The following is a 16,498-nucleotide window of genomic DNA, read 5'->3' as shown; positions in this document are numbered from 1 at the left end:
ACACTTAGGGGGAATATGGATGAAATATTATGTAGTGGATGCCTTTGCCGAAAAAGTTTTTGAAGGAAATCCTGCCGGGGTATGTGTAATGGAGAAATGGCTTCCAGACGAGATCATGCAGAAAATTGCGATAGAAAATAATCTATCGGAAACGGCATTCGCGGTAAAGGAGGAAAAAATATATCGGCTTCGCTGGTTTACACCGGGCGGGGAGATCAACCTTTGCGGTCATGCTACTTTAGCAACCGCGTATGTCATAATGAACTATATCGACAAACAAGTCGATACCGTCCAATTTGAGACGATGAGTGGAGTACTTACAGTAAACAAACTAGGGGAAATGTATGAATTGGATTTCCCAGTCGTTCCATCAGAAGAATTGACTGTTACGAAACAGATGATTGAAGCTTTGGGAGTTACTCCGCTAGAAAGCTTTATTAATAGAGACCTAGTGTTTGTATTAGAGTCAGAAGAGGCCGTGAAACATTTCAATCCTAACTTTTCAAAAATAGAAAGACTACCAGAAGGTATTGGCGTTTGTATTACCGCAAAAGGAAACGAATGTGATTTTGTTTCGAGAGGATTTTTTCCAAAATTAAAAATCAATGAGGATCCGGTGACGGGTTCCTTACACTGCAGCTTGATTCCATTTTGGTCGGAGAGGTTAGAAAAACGTGAGATGGTGGCGAAACAGTTATCCAGTAGAGGTGGTACGCTATATTGTAAACAGGAAGGGACACGGGTGAAGATGGCCGGAAAAGCCGCACTTTATTCCATTGCGGAATTATATATTGGGAAATGACGATGTGAGATTTCCAAATTTAGAGATGAGAGGCGGCATTTTATGCCGCTTTTGTACATAGCATTCCAGTCTTGACAACTAGGATGATATTGATTTATTCTGAATATTCATAACAACCGGAGGCTGATGACTTGAGACGGATTCATTATAGTTGGTTTATTTTAGGAATCACATTCCTTTCTATTATTGTAGCAGGGATTGTTCGCTCCTCATCAGGAGTGTTAATTGTTCCATTTGAAGAAGCATTCGGTTGGGATCGGTCATTAATCTCCATTGCGTTTGCAATGAACCTTCTTCTCTATGGGATTTCCGGCCCATTTATGGCCGCACTGTTAGAGGAAATTGGTTTAAAGAAAATGATGGTTTTAGCGATGACAACGCTGTTGATTGGTGTGTTACTTACTCTTTTCATGAAGGAACCTTGGCAATTAATGATCATTTGGGGAGTGATCATCGGCTTAGGTTCTGGGTTGTTTTTAACGATATTAAGTCCTTATGTTGCGAATCATTGGTTTGAAAAAAAGAGAGGACTTGCGGTGGGCATTTTGACCGCGAGTACAGCGACAGGACAGTTAATCCTTTTACCGTTGTTAGCCATGATCATCGATGCGTATTCATGGAAATGGGCGATTGGTTTCATTCTGATCCTTAGTTTCATTATGGTGGTCATCATCCTATTATTTATGAAAAACTCACCAAAAGATATAGGGCTTCTACCATATGGACTTGACAAAGAATCACCTGTAAAGGAAGTAGTCCAAAGAAAAAATCCCATTCTTATCGCCTTTCGTACTTTATTTGAAGCGGTAAAAGTGAAGGAATTTTGGTTATTAGCAGGTAGCTTTTTTATATGCGGACTTTCGACGAGTGGATTAATCGGTACTCATTTCATTTCATATTGTATAGGTTTTGGATTTACGGCGGTTACTGCTGCGTCCATGCTATCGTTTATGGGAATATTTGATTTAATTGGAACCACTCTTTCAGGCTGGTTATCAGACCGATTCGATAATCGCTGGCTCCTGTTTTGGTATTATAGTCTAAGGGGTGCCTCACTTGTATTTCTTCCTATTGCACTAAATGAAGGCTCGATTACACTGCTTATTATTTTTTCTGTTTTTTATGGATTAGATTGGATTGCGACCGTACCGCCAACAGTAAATATTTCACGACAAATCTTTGGAATTGAAAAAAGTGTTGTTGTCTATGGCTGGATCTTTGCTGCCCACCAATTAGGTTCGGCTGTGGCAGCCGGTGGAGCCGGGATTATCTATAATCTCTTCACCTCCTATACATGGGCCTTTGTACTTGCAGGAATGTTTTGTTTGTTAGCCAGTCTATTTGTGATTGTAATTAAAAAACAAGAAATCAAAGTGGATGTTAGTCAAACGTATAAAGCCTAGACGTATTAGAATACACCATTTTTCAAAAATAAGAGGCTGTTAGCGCAGCCTTTTTACTAAGTTTATTTGGGTATATCATTTACTTCGTTTGCCACTTGGATTCCTGATTCAATTGCCCCTTGGATCCAACCGTGGGTAAGTCCGGTATGCTCACCCGCAAAGTGTACTCTTCCCTCAGGTGTCGATATATAAGGATAAAGCTCCACATCCTGACCAGGTTCAAAAGCGGTAAACGCGCCACAAGAATAAGGATTTTTACTCCAGCTAAAAGCAGCCCCTGTAACGAATTCTGAATAAACTTGATACCCGAAAATTTCAGCCAAGTTGGTTAATGCATATTGGATCAACTCTCGTTCAGAAAGGCAATCCAATGTTAAGGCCTCATCTGCCCATGTATAGCTCGCGATCACAACCGCAGGTCCATTCGTACCAATTCCATAATTTGGGTAAAAGGTAAACCGAATCGGCAGTTCGGTAATGGATTTGCCGCCAAGTTGCCCTGCTTTTTCCCAAAATCTACTTTTAAACTCGATGGCGATCTTAGATGAGGCCATATAATTGAGTTCTCGAATCGCGCTTCTTTTATAATAGGAAAAAGACTCGTACGGTTCGATTTTCACAAATCGTAAGGTCGAAAAAGGGATGGTCACGATCGCTAGGGCACCAGATATCATGATATTCTCACCGGTTTGTTGATGCCTACAATGAATAGTTACACTGTTTTGGTATTGAGATATCTTCACCATCTTTTGGTTGAACAGAATATTCTCTTTTAATTGTGGAAGAAAGGAAATCGGCAGCCGGTCCATACCACCCGTTATTTCATAGAAAGCCTTAGTGGATGTTAGGATGATGATCTCTCGTAATACTTCAACAAAGGTCATCCCCATAAATGCTTCTAGATCTAGAAGGACACCAATCATATCAATGGCACCGATTGAAAAATGTGCGTTTAAGAAGGTGCCAAAAGCGATACTTCTATATTGTTTTTCTATTATCGGCCAATTCTTATCTGGATCTTGGTTAATAAAATCAATAATGGGTTGGACCACAGAAAGCAAAAGTTCCTCAGCCGTTTTTCCTCTTTCATTCGGAGCAACAGGATATTTTAAAACGCTGGGATTACTTTCGTATTTATTCAGACGTGTTTTGATGCCGTTAGCATAAAGGATGTCATTTGGTGTCCGGTTAATAAAAGGATTTGTAGGCAACTTAAATTTTTTAATATATTCAAAGGTTATCTTATGCTGGTCAGGTATTCGCATCGCTCCGGCATTGAAATATAAGGGATTACTAAAGGGAGTGCGTATCGTGTAAACACGTCCTCCAATTCTATTAGAAGCTTCCAAAATTGTGATTTGATGTCCGCTTTCCTTTAGTAAAGATGCAGCAACGAGTCCAGCCATGCCTGCACCGATGATAATAATCTGTTTAGGAGCTTGTGATATCTTCAAACCATTTTGAATGATGGCGAGCATTTGTTGCTCCGTTAATGGGGAATTCATGCTATAGGGTAACCTCCCTTACTTTCCCAAAAAATGGCTTATTGCATTATATACAGTTAAAACGTTGACTATGTGCTATTTTCCTGTTGGGATTGTTGGGAAAACTTGTCGTTTCATTCATAAGAAAATTATCCAGTTATTGTATTTCTTTTACTGAACGTATGTGCTATAACAGATTAGAGAAGGGACATCTAGGATGGGGAAATAGTCCTGTTAAAAGGGAGGGCATAGTTATGAGAGTGGATCAGACAGAATATGAAGTTCATCCATTACATTATGTGATAAGGTCTGCAACGGAGAAAGATGCGAAGAACTTGTCTGAATTAAGACTGCAAATAGACGGCGAGACAGAGAATCTAGATCGAGAAAAAGGAGAAGCCTACATAGATGAATCAGGTTTCAAACAGATCATTAAGGATGACACAGAAAACGCTCGTAACCTATTTTTGGTTGTTGAAGTGAATGAGAGACTTGTAGGTTTTTCAAGATGTGAAGGATCCAAATTGAAAAGATTTGCTCATAAAGTAGAATTTGGCATCTGTGTGTTGAAAGAATTCTGGGGATATGGGATCGGCAAAAACTTATTAATAGAAACGGTTCAATGGGCAGATTCAAATGAAATTAAGAAAATAACGTTAACTGTTATCGAAACCAATGACAAGGCAATCAAACTTTATCAGAAATTTGGTTTTGAAGTGGAAGGTATTCTAAAAAAAGACAAGAAGCTATCCGATGGGCTTTTCTATAATACCATCGTGATGGGAAGGTTTAATGACTAATAATAAGGAGAAGTTGATGAAAAATAATATTTTGTTTGACACCAATAAAATCGACAGAGAGGCATTGCCGTATTATTATGACTATGGCAAAATCGTTGCTACCCTTCAAGAAAAATTAATCGATGAAACAGGCATCGATTTTCATATGTATTCAGATGAAGATACCTCAAATGAGATTTGGGACATTCTGGAGGAAGATTTGAAAGAGGAATCTCCAGAAGTACAACTTATTTGTCATATTTATAAAGAAGGTGAGACAAAGACCATCTCATCTAACCATACCGATAAAACGTTGGAGCTAATTGTAAAACCACGCATAACCAACGGTCTTTTTTACTATTCAAGTTATCAGGTTGCCCTTTCGAGGTTGGTTATTTATCAAAGTGATGGGGAAATGACACATGATTTTATTTTTGCGAAAAATGATGCTTGCTTAGTAGCCTTTTTGAAATATGTACTTAAACGAAAAAGAGATTATATTAAGAACTATGTCACTGTATTTACGGATACAGAAGATGGCGTAGAAACAGAGATTGATAGTATTACTACCTTGGTTAGAAGAGAAGATGTATTTTTAGAGGATTCTTTAAAGCGGGAAATTTATCGCTCGATTGACGAATTCTTCTTCGAAAGCGGGCAGTTTTTTAAAACCTATGACATTCCCTACAAACGCGGGATTCTTCTCTACGGAAAGCCAGGGAATGGAAAGACCACACTCGTGAAATCGATCGCAAGCAGCATAAATGCACCGGTAGCTTATTGGCAGATCACAGAATTTACCTCGAGTTATACCATCAAAGAGGTATTTACGTCTGTTTTAAAACTAACACCCTTGGTACTAGTCATTGAAGATATTGATTCCATGCCTGCTAGTGTCCGGTCTGTTTTCTTGAACATTTTGGACGGAGCCACTTCGAAGGAAGGGATCTTCATCATTGGAACGACGAATTACCCTGAAAAAATTGATCCCGCTCTTATGAACCGGTCGGGACGGTTTGACCGCGCCTATGAGATTCATGTACCGACGAAGGAGCTTCGTTATCAGTATCTAGTAAACAAGAATATTACTCGGATTTTATCAGAGGAGGAGCTTCAGCAAGTCGTAGATTCGACAAAGGATTTCTCTTATGCCCAGCTCAATGAACTGTATACATCAATTGCCCTTGAATGGCATTACGAACAAAAAGTGGATGTGAAGAGACTTTGTGCGGACTTAAAGTCGCTGCAGCAAAAACAACAAAAACAAGAATGGGACCAAGCCCTTTCATCTGCCTCGATCGGATTTTCCGGGTTTGGCGACGATTAATCCTATTTATCCAGTAGAAAGAGAAGATGGTTTATGAGAGTGATAGGTATTGACTTATCAGGTCCGAGTAATCACAAAGATACTGTCATGGCGGTGTTTGAAAGAGAAAATGGCCGCTTGGACTTTTTGAAATTACTCAGGAATATTGGCGATATGGACATTTTAAGGGAAATAGAGGCTCAGAGCCAGTTAGATGAGGTTGTAATCGGGATCGACGCACCCTTATCATATGAGGATGGAGGAGGAGACAGGGAGGGTGATAAGCTGCTCCGTCAGTTTATTGTTTCGATGGGAATGAAGCCTGGATCCATCATGCCCCCAACCTTCAATCGAATGGTCTATCTTACCCTAAGAGGAATAAAGATTACTAGAGAGATAGGGAACCTTACTACCAGGTTTCCGATTTCCATCGTAGAAGTTCACCCTGGTGCCGTGATTGGATCAAGACTTACTCGGTGCGATCTGGAGAATGTGTTGAGCTACAAACAAAGTCTATCATCAAGAACCTGGATTCGCGACTGGCTCGGGGAACAGAACTTAATCCAGCTACCTGTTTTTATTGATGAGGAAAGTCATTTAATCGATGCCTGTGCTGCAGCATTAGGGGCCTGGCATTGGAAAGATCCATCATTCCAGCCCAAGTGGTCATTCCCAGCGAACCCGCCATTGCATCCTTATAGTTATTGTTGTTAAGTGATAATAATGATCTGCCACAGTATTAGTTTCTGTGGTATTTTTTCGTTGATGAGAGTGGGGGATGGAGACCTAGTTTTGTGGTAAGCGACTGAAATTATCAGAAAAAGAAGAGAAGGGTCGTCAATATGGGTTCCACAGACTACCTTTTTTAGTTCACACAGGATGAAGGACAAAACCCACCGTAAGAACCAACGATATGTCCATCATAAGCTCGATGAAGGACAAAACTCACCGCAAGAACCAACGATTTGTCTATCATAAGCTTGATGAAGGACAAAACCCTCCGCAAGAACCAAAGAATTGTCCATCATAAGCTCGATGAAGGACAAAACTCACCGCAAGAACCAAAGAATTGTCCATCATAAGCTCGAATCATTGGGTTCTAAGGTGAATTAGTATTTTGGAATGAGATAAAAAGGGTTTCACGTGTTGATATTAAAATTTCGTAAAAGATTTATATTTTTACCTCTTGTAAATTCTCTGAAAATTACATATAATTTACTTTACCACTATCTCTAACTTGCTTACAGCAGAAGATTATGTTATTAGAAAAAATGAAAGGAGTGCCCCATTTCGGGACACTCATCTTTAGCACTATAAATCTAAGATTAATTTGATCTTTCTACTAACCAATCGGCTATGGTAGGATACGTAATTTTTGTTGCTTGGCTGCCAAAAGTAATTGAAGTATGCCCAACTGGTAATACTTTAAATTGTTTATCCTCACTTGAAATTGCATTCATCAATGCCTCAACTTGATGAGGAGGGGCTATGAGGTCGTTTACCCCAGCTAAATTGAGCACATTAGCCGTGATATTTTCAAGTTTAACCTTCTGACCACGAATAACTAGTTCGCCTTTTATCAGTTTGTTTTTTTGATAGAAGTCTCTTATCCACTGGCGGTAGGCTTCACCAGGGAATAAAATACCGTCGTTTAACCATTTTCGCAGTAGTTTAAAGCTCTTTATGAAATTTTCATTATCAGCACGCTCAACGAGACTAATAAATGGTCCAAAGTTGGTTCCCATCGGATTAATCATTTTGTTTCCAAAGTCTATCATTTCTGGTGGAATAACACCAAGGGTTTCTACCACATTATCAATATTAAAATATCGCTCATCTAGCATCGCTCCATATGCGCCGCTATTTTCAAAATTAAAAGGACTAGTCATAAAGATAAGGTTGCGGATTGGCAATTCAGGGTGTAGTGCCGCAAATGCAGACGTAATCGTACCACCCATGCAATAACCAAGGATCGATACTTCCTCAGCTTTAGATCTTCTCAATACCTTACGAACAGCACGTGGTATATAGTCCATAATGTAATCATCTAGTTTCATATGTCTATCTTCGTAACCTGGTGTACCCCAGTCAAGGAGATAAACATCAAACCCACGTTCAACTAAATATTCTATTAAACTGCCACCTTTTGTTAGATCTAAAATATAGGGTTTATTAATTAGCGCATAAACCAAAAGAAGTGGAGTTTTATGCTTTTTTGGGTGATCGGAAATATACCGATAGAGTTTCGCTTTATTTCTAGTCCAAACTACTTCTTTCGGTGTAGGTGCTACTTCCGGTTCGGGATCGGTTGTTAACACTTGACTTGCCCTCATTACACGTTGATACATCTCTTGATATTTTTGAGGTGCCAATTCGAGCACCTCATTCCATTCTTTCATAAGAACGTTAATGACTGTTCACTCCTTACATGATTTTTTTACTCTTTTAATATATAAAGAAATTCGTTCCTTCATGACACTTACATGTAAAGTCCACCGTTAATATTTAATTGCTGACCAGTAATATAGTCACCATCTTTACATAAGAAAACCACACCACGAGCTATTTCTTCTGGTTTGCCTAAACGTTTTTGCGGTACTTTTTCAACGATTCCTGCAAGAACTTTTTCAGGAATGGCTTGAACCATCTCGGTTCCAATAAATCCTGGGCAAATCGCATTCACGGTTACTTTACTTTTAGCAAGTTCAAGAGCAAGAGATTTAGTGTACCCAATTAGTCCTGCTTTTGCAGCAGCATAGTTGGTTTGTCCAAAACCGCCAGCTTGTCCAATAATAGACGAAATGTTGATGATGCGACCTGCATCTGATTCAAGAAGGTAAGGTAGAGCGGCAGATGTATTATTGTAAACACTGTTTAAATTAACATCGATTACTTTTCTCCAATCTTCTTCGTTCAATTTTTTGAACGTGCTGTCTCTTGTAATTCCTGCATTATTAATTAGGATATCTAATTTGCCATAATGGTTGATGGTTTCTTGTACAAGATATGCCGCTTCATTACTTTCTGAAACATCTGCTTGAACTGCGTATGCATCTCCGCCAAATTCATTTATTTCTGCAACAACTTTATCTGCTAGTTCTTTGCGGATATTATAGTTAATGACAACTTTCGCGCCATTTTTAGCCAGTTCCAATGCAATCGATGCACCGATTCCTCTGCTGCCGCCTGTTACTATTGCTACTTTATCTCTTAATTCTGTCATTGTTGTCCACCCCATCTATTTTAGTTGTTAAAAATAATCCTGCTAGTTTACTAAATTACTTGGTTTTACATGCATTATGTAATCCGTTTCTATTTCGTTTTTTCTGGTGTTTTTAATACAGTCAAGATTTGATTCAATTTATGATCTAAATTCTTCATATCCTTTTTTAAATTCGACAATTCTGTTTTAAATGACTCCTGATCTCCCTGATTATCGAATCTTTCTTCTAATCTTTCTTCTAGATCATCCACTTTTGCATCTACATTCACAATCAACGACGAAATGTTGGCAATGTCATTTCGAGATGGTACATTCATAAATTCTAAGTACTTTAACGTTGATTCATCAATCATTTTTTTAAATTGAAGATTCATCTCCAAAATCTGACCCATGCCTTGAGAAGGGAAATCCTTGCCGATTTTTTCATCGAAAAATTTACTTGATTGTGAATATAAATCCTTCCACATATCATAAAAATTAATGTTTTGACTCATCTGTTCTCCTCCTAAAATACTTTTGTTGTTGACCTACTCATCATACTAACTTGCTGAAAATTTTAAAAGGTAAAAGATTAAAAATTATCCAAAAACAATTCTTCATTTTTTGACAAAATTCTCACTTTGATGCAATATCTTCACGAATTAAAGAAAAGTGATAAATAGGGATAATCCATCATAAATATGGGTATAAATGGTTTGTTCCTGTGATCATAGTATTGCACCAATGACATTGTTTGTAGTGGATTTCTTTACTCATTTGCCTAGGGATGATGTTGTACCTAAATGTCTTTTTTGAAAAGAAAAAACGAGGTGATATTATTGCAGTATAATGAAAAAGTCGTGTTAATTACTGGTGGGGCACAGGGGATTGGAAAAGAAACTGCTAAACAATTTCTACAAGAGGGTGCAAGTGTCGTAATTTGTGATTATGATGAGTCGGCTGGACAAACCGCATTAGAAGAATTTAATAGTGAAAAGGTAGATTTTTTTAAAGTGGATGTAACAAATAGCGTCCAGATTGAAGAGATGGTTCGTTCCACAGTAAAAAAGTATAACCGAATTGATATCTTAATTAACAATGCTGGAATTACACTTGATGGATTTCTAACAAAAATGGAGGAATCCGAATGGGAAAAGGTGATTTCTGTAAACCTATCAGGTGTTTTTAAATGCACAAAGGCGGTGGCACCGATTATGTTAAAACAGGGGTCAGGTGTCATTCTTAACGCATCTTCTGTAGTCGGTTTGTACGGGAATATTGGCCAAACTAACTACGCTGCGACAAAAGCTGGGGTGATCGGGCTGACCAAAAGCTGGGCGAAAGAATTTGGCCCCAAAGGGATCAGGGTCAATGCAGTCGCTCCAGGCTTCATTGAAACAGGTATGACTGCAGCGGTACCAGATAAAGTACTTCAAATGATGAAGGAAAAGACCCCGCTTAAGAAGCTAGGAAAACCAGAAGATATTGCCGCAGCGTACGTATTTTTAGCTTCAGATAAGGCTAGTTATATAAACGGTACGATCCTAAGTGTGGATGGCGGTTTAGTCATATAAACAATAGTACAAAAGCTAAGGGAGAGAATAATAATTTTCTCTCTATTTTTTTATTTTTAAATAATATTGAAAATTAATTATCAAAATACTTTTCTACAAAATCTGGCATTATATTCTAAAGTTCAACATGAACAATCTACCATATCCCATTGATTTATTTTTTTACGTTTTACTGCATATCCATTGCTGTTAGTTGATTTTCTTACTCATTGCAAATAGAGATTACCAGCGAATTTAGCATAATGAAATGTGATGGTAAAAAATAGATAACTCTGAATTTGTCGAATAGTTTGTCGCAAAAAGTACGGCTGAATGTAGTAATATTTGTGAGGAATTATTATTTGAATACATAAATAGGTTGGAGGAGATTAGGATGCCAGTAAATGACGTAGTAATTGTAAGTGCTGTAAGAACACCGATTGGAAGTTTTCTGGGGAGTTTAGAAAGTGTTTCGGCTACCCAGTTAGGTACTACTGTAATTAAAGGAGCCATTCAAAAAGCTGGAATTAATCCAAATGATGTAGACCAAGTCATTATGGGGAACGTTTTACAAGCAGGATTGGGCCAAAATCCAGCAAGACAATCATCCCTCGCCGTAGGTATACCTCAAGAGGCAACAGCAATGACGATAAATATGCTTTGTGGTTCAGGTTTAAAAGCGGTTCACTTAGCTACCCAAGCAATTCTTTCTGGCGAAGCTGAAGTAGTGGTTGCAGGTGGAATGGAAAATATGAGTCAGGCTCCATACTTGTTAAAAGGTGGCCGTAATGGCTTTAAAATGGGAGATCAGAAAATCTTAGACAGCATGCTTCAGGATGGTTTAGTGTGTGCGGAAAACGACTACCATATGGGAGTTACAGCTGAAAATCTTGCAGAAAAATATGAAATCTCGCGTGCTGAACAAGATGAATTTGCAGCATGGAGTCAGCAGAAGGCACAAGCAGCGATTGAATCCAATCGTTTTGCTGATGAAATTGTCCCTGTCGAGGTCCCTGGCCGTAAAGGACAAGTGACATTATTCAGCCAAGATGAGTTCCCTCGGTTTGGAACGACAGCAGAAGGATTAGGTAAACTTCGTCCTGCATTCAAGAAGGATGGGACAGTTACTGCCGCAAATGCTTCAGGAATTAACGACGGTGCTGCTGCATTTGTTGTCATGAGCCGTAAAAAGGCAGAGGAATTAGGAGTTACACCTTTAGTATCAATCAAAGCGAATGCTACCGCGGGTGTGGATCCAAGTATTATGGGAATCGGACCTGTTCCAGCTGTGAAAAAAGCTCTAAATTCAGCGTCTATGTCCTTAGAAGACATTGACTTAATTGAAGCAAACGAGGCATTTGCCGCTCAATCTATTGCAGTGGATCGAGAGCTTCACTTTGGGAAAGAAAAGTTAAATGTAAATGGTGGTGCCATTGCACTTGGTCATCCAATCGGTGCGAGTGGAGCAAGAATTTTGGTGACTTTAATTCATGAAATGAAGAAAAGAGAAAACCGCTTTGGTTTAGCTACATTATGTGTCGGTGGAGGACAAGGTGTAGCAACGATCATCGAAAATGTTAAGTAAATAATCATAAAAATGGCTGGAAGGTAAACTCCCAGTCATTTTTTTATTGGTTACCAAGAAACGGGTTTAGCCATAAATGTAGATTTATGTATTTATAAACTTTATTTGTAATATACAATGTATCCTTACAATTACAAGGTGACCAAGTAATTCGGCACAAACTATATTTTATATCTTTATTTGTAAATTTAATCTAAAAAGAACAAGGTAATGTAAGTAATTTTTACCTTAAATAAAAATGAAAAGTGGGGTGATGATATAGAAGTAATTTCAATACAAAAGGAGAGATGGTCATGACTCAAATTGATGTAAACCAACTAAACCAAGCAAAGGCAAATGTAACACTCACGCAAGAATTATTAACAAAAGCAATTGAAAAAGCCAATTCCGATCCAACACTGGCGGAGGAAGCCATTAAACAAGCTTCAAACGAAATTTCGTCTGCCCTAACAGCGGTAACTCAAGTCCAAAAATCAACTCAAGCCCAATCAACTGAATGATTAAGTAGTTTTTCGCGACAGTACTGAAACACTATTAAAATCACCTGAAATGGTTGATTCTCCAAAAAACAATGACCACCCCATAGAAATTCTATGGGGTGGTCATTGTCAAGTCATCTGAATCATCCTTCGACTTCATGATGTTGAAAGCCGTTTTTGGTGGCATACACTTCATACCATTTGTATTTCGGGGATTTGAACCACTGATACTGTGGCAAATAGATCAAATATCGTACATTACCATCGGCATCAAACATCGTTTTAAATATTTTTACTGGTCCAATTCCAAACGTTTGATCCAAATAGCCCTCCATTCCATCGCGGACCACATTTTTTTCAGCTTCCATTTCTTCCTTATATAGCTTCATTAGCCCATCAATAAAGATACTCAACAACACCAAGGTAATAGCAATCAAAACGAAAATCAATAAATTGAACAATAGAACATCCTCCTACGGTTTTTTTAGATTCATATGTATGCTTACTAGACTGTTAAACTGCTAACCCTCTGAGAACACCTCAACTCCTTTGCTTGGAAGGATTCATAATGATTGTACATCCGGCAGGGCAGAGAAGATGTGATGAAAAATACACCTCAGAGGATTTATAAAAGTAAAATTCATAATCTCTCAAGAGGACAATCTTATCCAAAATATTGACGTAAACTTTTTTATATATTAATATTAATCTTCATTTGTTTTTTTTTTTTTTTGAATTATCGAAATATTATTACCGATATACGGGGTGAAATTGAGAAGGGACTGCTACCGGTAGCAATCCCTTCTTTGTTATCCCCAATATCGCTGATATTGAGGGACATAAGGTGTTTGTGAGTATTGTGGAATATATTGGGGTTGTTGATACTGTTGATTTACAGATTGATTTGTTGAATTTCCTATTCCCTGGTTACATTCCTTATAGGGACCAATATAGGTCGACGGTTTAACGGGTGCAATTACTTGTTTCCATTGATTCTCATCCAGACAATAGGTATGTGACATGATATTGGCAGGAGTAAATTTTAAGATATCTGATCCTAAAATTACTTCTGGAGTGGGTGCATTAAAAATCGCCAAAAGATGAGTGTTATCAACTAAGGCGATCTCGTAATGCCACCAACCTTGCGGAACATTCGCCACCTGTCCAGGTGTAATCGTGAAATTGAGTATCTGTTTTGTAAATGGATTCAGAATGGATACCGTAGCTGAACCAGAAATACAATAAACCAGCTCAGCTGCATTTTGATGATAATGCGGTTCCACGACATTATTTGTACTTAAGAAAATATCCAACAGAGACACATTTTCCAATGTATTTAATTGTTTAATACCTAATACATTTATATAGTTTTGGTTGTCTTTTTTAAAGAGAGGGCTCTGATTAACGTCAAATGTGAATTGAGTGGATGGGGATGTATAATCCATATACGATACCATAAATATTCTTCACCTCTTATTTTGAAATTAGCACATAGGCATGTTATGCACGTATAACGAGTTGGGTGTGAGTAGTATTAATTATGTTCTAGATCGATGTTGTCAGAGAAGATATAATCCTTGTTCAATGCTATACTTTTTATAAAGGAGTGAATTACATGATATTGGAAGCAGTTATGCTTAAAGTAATACCTGGGATGGAAGCGGAATATGAGGAAACATTTCGAAAGGCCTCAGACATCATTGTGTCGATGAAAGGTTACATCTCTCACGAATTGCAGCGGTGTATCGAAGTGAAAGGAAAATATTTATTACTGGTGAAGTGGGAAACATTAGAAGACCATACAGTTGGATTTAGGCAATCAACCGAGTATCAGGAATGGAAAATACTGTTACATCGTTTCTATGACCCATTTCCAACTGTAGAACATTTTGAGAATATTCGGCTATAATTTTAAATCAACATATAAGTTTCCTGTTGTATATTATGATGAGTATATCTACAAGTCAGGAGGATTATTATGTTTAACGGTGGTACTTTGTTTGCATCAGAAGGAGCGTTTGTTCTATTAACTTTTTTGCCAATTTTCTTTTATTTAGTTATTACTGTTTTTGGAATTTATTTTGTTATTAAAGTAATAAAGTTTATGAATGCGAAAACAAAATCAGATCAAGAAAGAAATGAAAAGATTGATGAGTTAATTAAAGTTATCAATCAGAGTAAGAAGGATGAATCATCCTGTCTTTAATACATATTTATTATGATTTCGTGTGGCATTACTCATAACTAGTAATGCTTTTTCTTCTTCAACTAACAGGTGCTTGGTTCGAGAAGGGGATGCTGCGGCGATCCTATTTTATATGCATTGTTCTAAAAGCCTTATTGCCAATGACATTTTTAAAGTACACCTTAAAGAAAAAAATAAAAGTCGACAAATTATGATAACTTTAAAGTATAATAGGGAATAATTACTAATATGCTTACTTAAAGAATAGATGTTTGTATGGAAAAGGAATAAACATAATGAATTTGAATATCGTCCTTATATTGAAGGATTCAAATATCGAACAGAAAAGGTAACGAAGATGAGTATAATAAAGGATTTTTTGCTGCAACTAACGTTTATGGTAATACCCATATTTATCTACTATACATTTCTTACGGAGAAGGTAAAGAGTGATAAAAATAGAAAAGTAATAATGTCCATTTTGTGGGGAATATCAATATTATTTTGCATGTCCTTTCCAGTGAGTTTCGGTGAAAATGCTCGTTTGGAGTTAAGAATTATTCCTCTATTACTCGGAACGCTTTACGGCGGATTTTGGCCTGGGATCTTCTTATCAGCCCTTATCATACTTTATCGTCTTTATTTTGGAATCAGTCTAGGTTTTTACAATACTGTTCTTGTCTTATTATTTTCATTGCCTATTATTTTGTTTTTACAAAAATCGTTTGCAAGTTCGAATAAAAATAAAAGGATGAAGATTGCGGTTGGCCTTTCCTTTTGCTACTGTCTGATTGGCCTTACTTTTTTTGGTATTCTAAGAGGCTTTTCCTTAGATGATCTGAAGGTACAGATCATTCATCTTATCTTTGTAGTGGTCGTTACTTGGTCCTTCACTATGTTAATTGAAAGTATCAGGGAGATTCACAAACTCCGATCAGAAATGCAAAACTCGGAGAAATTACGAGTGATTAGTGAGTTAACAAGTGTTTTCGCTCATGAAATTAGAAATCCAATGCAAGTGACTCGGGGCTTTTTGCAACTTCTAAACGAGCCTGATTTACCTAATGAAAAGAAGGAATATATCCAATTATCCATCGAAGAACTAGATCGTGCAAATGAAATTATTAATGATTTTTTAGCTTTTGGAAAACCTTCCATAGATAACAAAAAAAGAATCAACGTAGGTTATCAGTTACAACGTGTAGTCAATATCCTTCAAAGTTACAGCCGGAACCACAATGTTGAGATTAAAACTGATATTCTTGAAAATTGTTGGATTTATGCTAATCATCAAAAATTGAACCAGTCTTTAATTAATATTTTGAAAAATGCGATAGAGTCTATGCCGAATGGTGGAATTGTTTGGATTGCATGTACTTCAACAGATGATGGATATATAAAAATTAACATTAAGGACCAAGGAATTGGTATGACAAAAAAGCAAATTGATAGACTTGGATCTCCTTTTTATTCCTTAAAGGAAAGTGGGACAGGACTAGGCATGATGGTAAGCTTTCAAATTGTCCGTTCTCTCAAAGGTAAAATTCAAGTCAACAGTGAAAAGGATATGGGGACAGAATTTATTATTCTTTTACCACAGATAACCTAAAGCGATATCTTTACTTGTAGTTCTTGCTGCCACATATGCAACTTTATGCTTTAGGAGTTAACCGGTGCAGTTTTGTTGAACAAGAATTTAAAAATAAATTCCTTTTAAAAG

The 16,498-nt window shown here is 37.3% G+C and carries 17 protein-coding genes; 11 read left to right on the top strand and 6 right to left on the bottom strand.

Going from position 1 to position 16,498, the window contains the following annotated elements:
- The first annotated feature begins 19 nt into the window (after positions 1 to 19).
- Both KW850_RS20895 and KW850_RS20890 read left to right on the top strand, forming a co-directional pair.
- The gene (locus tag KW850_RS20895; RefSeq protein WP_218349696.1) at positions 20 to 802 is read left to right on the top strand and encodes a PhzF family phenazine biosynthesis protein; all 783 of its coding nucleotides are present in this window, start codon (positions 20 to 22) and stop codon (positions 800 to 802) included.
- Positions 803 to 933: 131 nt separating this feature from the next.
- Positions 934 to 2,205, top strand: coding sequence for an MFS transporter (locus KW850_RS20890; RefSeq protein WP_218349695.1), 1,272 nt, complete (start codon positions 934 to 936; stop codon positions 2,203 to 2,205).
- Positions 2,206 to 2,267: 62 nt separating this feature from the next.
- Here KW850_RS20890 and KW850_RS20885 read toward each other — a convergent pair whose 3' ends face one another.
- On the bottom strand, positions 2,268 to 3,710 hold the full coding sequence (locus KW850_RS20885) for a flavin monoamine oxidase family protein (protein ID WP_218349694.1): 1,443 nt from the start codon (positions 3,708 to 3,710) through the stop codon (positions 2,268 to 2,270).
- Positions 3,711 to 3,943: 233 nt separating this feature from the next.
- On the opposite strand from KW850_RS20885, the gene KW850_RS20880 reads away from it, so the two are divergent.
- Genes KW850_RS20880 through KW850_RS20870 form a run of 3 tightly spaced genes read left to right on the top strand, consistent with a single transcriptional unit; the run spans position 3,944 to position 6,488 of the window.
- The gene (locus KW850_RS20880) at positions 3,944 to 4,489 is read left to right on the top strand and encodes a GNAT family N-acetyltransferase (protein WP_218349693.1); all 546 of its coding nucleotides are present in this window, start codon (positions 3,944 to 3,946) and stop codon (positions 4,487 to 4,489) included.
- Positions 4,490 to 4,505: 16 nt separating this feature from the next.
- Positions 4,506 to 5,795 (top strand): AAA family ATPase, encoded by a 1,290-nt coding sequence (locus KW850_RS20875; protein ID WP_218349692.1) that lies wholly within the window; start codon positions 4,506 to 4,508, stop codon positions 5,793 to 5,795.
- 33 nt (positions 5,796 to 5,828) lie between these two features.
- A complete protein-coding gene (locus KW850_RS20870; protein ID WP_218349691.1) occupies positions 5,829 to 6,488 on the top strand; it encodes a DUF429 domain-containing protein in 660 nt (219 codons plus the stop codon).
- A 611-nt stretch (positions 6,489 to 7,099) separates the two neighbouring features.
- On the opposite strand, the gene phaC is transcribed toward KW850_RS20870, so the two are convergent.
- The 3 genes from phaC to KW850_RS20855 form a co-directional block, all read right to left on the bottom strand.
- Complete coding sequence (gene phaC / locus KW850_RS20865) at positions 7,100 to 8,185, bottom strand: class III poly(R)-hydroxyalkanoic acid synthase subunit PhaC (RefSeq protein ID WP_218349772.1); 1,086 nt, start codon at positions 8,183 to 8,185, stop codon at positions 7,100 to 7,102.
- Positions 8,186 to 8,253: 68 nt separating this feature from the next.
- Positions 8,254 to 8,997 carry a 3-oxoacyl-ACP reductase gene (locus KW850_RS20860; RefSeq protein ID WP_218349690.1) on the bottom strand — a complete coding sequence of 248 codons (744 nt, stop codon included), beginning with the start codon at positions 8,995 to 8,997 and terminating at the stop codon, positions 8,254 to 8,256.
- A gap of 89 nt (positions 8,998 to 9,086) precedes the next feature.
- Positions 9,087 to 9,491 (bottom strand): DUF4164 family protein, encoded by a 405-nt coding sequence (locus tag KW850_RS20855; protein ID WP_218349689.1) that lies wholly within the window; start codon positions 9,489 to 9,491, stop codon positions 9,087 to 9,089.
- 324 nt (positions 9,492 to 9,815) lie between these two features.
- Here KW850_RS20855 and fabG point away from each other — a divergent pair, with 324 nt between their 5' ends.
- The 3 genes from fabG to KW850_RS20840 all read left to right on the top strand — a co-directional run bounded on the left by fabG (position 9,816) and on the right by KW850_RS20840 (position 12,614).
- Complete coding sequence (gene fabG, locus KW850_RS20850) at positions 9,816 to 10,550, top strand: 3-oxoacyl-ACP reductase FabG (protein WP_256358363.1); 735 nt, start codon at positions 9,816 to 9,818, stop codon at positions 10,548 to 10,550.
- Positions 10,551 to 10,923: 373 nt separating this feature from the next.
- Positions 10,924 to 12,114, top strand: a complete 1,191-nt coding sequence (locus KW850_RS20845) for an acetyl-CoA C-acetyltransferase (RefSeq protein ID WP_218349687.1) — start codon at positions 10,924 to 10,926, stop codon at positions 12,112 to 12,114.
- A 293-nt stretch (positions 12,115 to 12,407) separates the two neighbouring features.
- A complete protein-coding gene (locus KW850_RS20840; RefSeq protein ID WP_256358362.1) occupies positions 12,408 to 12,614 on the top strand; it encodes a hypothetical protein in 207 nt (68 codons plus the stop codon).
- Positions 12,615 to 12,736: 122 nt separating this feature from the next.
- On the opposite strand, the gene KW850_RS20835 is transcribed toward KW850_RS20840, so the two are convergent.
- Both KW850_RS20835 and KW850_RS20830 read right to left on the bottom strand, forming a co-directional pair.
- Positions 12,737 to 13,054, bottom strand: coding sequence for a hypothetical protein (locus KW850_RS20835; RefSeq protein ID WP_218349685.1), 318 nt, complete (start codon positions 13,052 to 13,054; stop codon positions 12,737 to 12,739).
- 348 nt (positions 13,055 to 13,402) lie between these two features.
- The gene (locus tag KW850_RS20830) at positions 13,403 to 14,050 is read right to left on the bottom strand and encodes a cupin domain-containing protein (protein ID WP_218349684.1); all 648 of its coding nucleotides are present in this window, start codon (positions 14,048 to 14,050) and stop codon (positions 13,403 to 13,405) included.
- A gap of 158 nt (positions 14,051 to 14,208) precedes the next feature.
- Between KW850_RS20830 and KW850_RS20825 the strand changes: the two genes are divergently transcribed.
- From KW850_RS20825 to KW850_RS20815, 3 genes are all read left to right on the top strand, one after another.
- The gene (locus KW850_RS20825) at positions 14,209 to 14,502 is read left to right on the top strand and encodes an antibiotic biosynthesis monooxygenase family protein (protein ID WP_218349683.1); all 294 of its coding nucleotides are present in this window, start codon (positions 14,209 to 14,211) and stop codon (positions 14,500 to 14,502) included.
- A gap of 69 nt (positions 14,503 to 14,571) precedes the next feature.
- Complete coding sequence (locus KW850_RS20820) at positions 14,572 to 14,799, top strand: hypothetical protein (protein WP_218349682.1); 228 nt, start codon at positions 14,572 to 14,574, stop codon at positions 14,797 to 14,799.
- A gap of 247 nt (positions 14,800 to 15,046) precedes the next feature.
- Complete coding sequence (locus KW850_RS20815) at positions 15,047 to 16,387, top strand: ATP-binding protein (RefSeq protein WP_308128833.1); 1,341 nt, start codon at positions 15,047 to 15,049, stop codon at positions 16,385 to 16,387.
- Positions 16,388 to 16,498: the final 111 nt, after the last annotated feature.

The organism is Bacillus sp. sid0103 (genome assembly GCF_019219025.1).
The sequence above is the reverse complement of the archived record's forward strand: the minus strand, read 5'-3'. Positions and strand labels throughout refer to the sequence as shown.

Bases quoted from the DNA above. Each gene is read 5' to 3' on its own strand.
- KW850_RS20860 (WP_218349690.1), bottom strand. From the start codon at position 8,997: ATGACAGAATTAAGAGATAAAGTAGCAATAGTAACAGGCGGCAGCAGA.
- KW850_RS20815 (WP_308128833.1), top strand. From the start codon at position 15,047: ATGTTTGTATGGAAAAGGAATAAACATAATGAATTTGAATATCGTCCT.
- KW850_RS20845 (WP_218349687.1), top strand. From the start codon at position 10,924: ATGCCAGTAAATGACGTAGTAATTGTAAGTGCTGTAAGAACACCGATT.
- KW850_RS20830 (WP_218349684.1), bottom strand. From the start codon at position 14,050: ATGGTATCGTATATGGATTATACATCCCCATCCACTCAATTCACATTT.
- KW850_RS20855 (WP_218349689.1), bottom strand. From the start codon at position 9,491: ATGAGTCAAAACATTAATTTTTATGATATGTGGAAGGATTTATATTCA.
- KW850_RS20820 (WP_218349682.1), top strand. From the start codon at position 14,572: ATGTTTAACGGTGGTACTTTGTTTGCATCAGAAGGAGCGTTTGTTCTA.
- KW850_RS20885 (WP_218349694.1), bottom strand. From the start codon at position 3,710: ATGAATTCCCCATTAACGGAGCAACAAATGCTCGCCATCATTCAAAAT.
- KW850_RS20870 (WP_218349691.1), top strand. From the start codon at position 5,829: ATGAGAGTGATAGGTATTGACTTATCAGGTCCGAGTAATCACAAAGAT.
- KW850_RS20825 (WP_218349683.1), top strand. From the start codon at position 14,209: ATGATATTGGAAGCAGTTATGCTTAAAGTAATACCTGGGATGGAAGCG.
- KW850_RS20840 (WP_256358362.1), top strand. From the start codon at position 12,408: ATGACTCAAATTGATGTAAACCAACTAAACCAAGCAAAGGCAAATGTA.
- KW850_RS20880 (WP_218349693.1), top strand. From the start codon at position 3,944: ATGAGAGTGGATCAGACAGAATATGAAGTTCATCCATTACATTATGTG.
- KW850_RS20875 (WP_218349692.1), top strand. From the start codon at position 4,506: ATGAAAAATAATATTTTGTTTGACACCAATAAAATCGACAGAGAGGCA.
- KW850_RS20895 (WP_218349696.1), top strand. From the start codon at position 20: ATGAAATATTATGTAGTGGATGCCTTTGCCGAAAAAGTTTTTGAAGGA.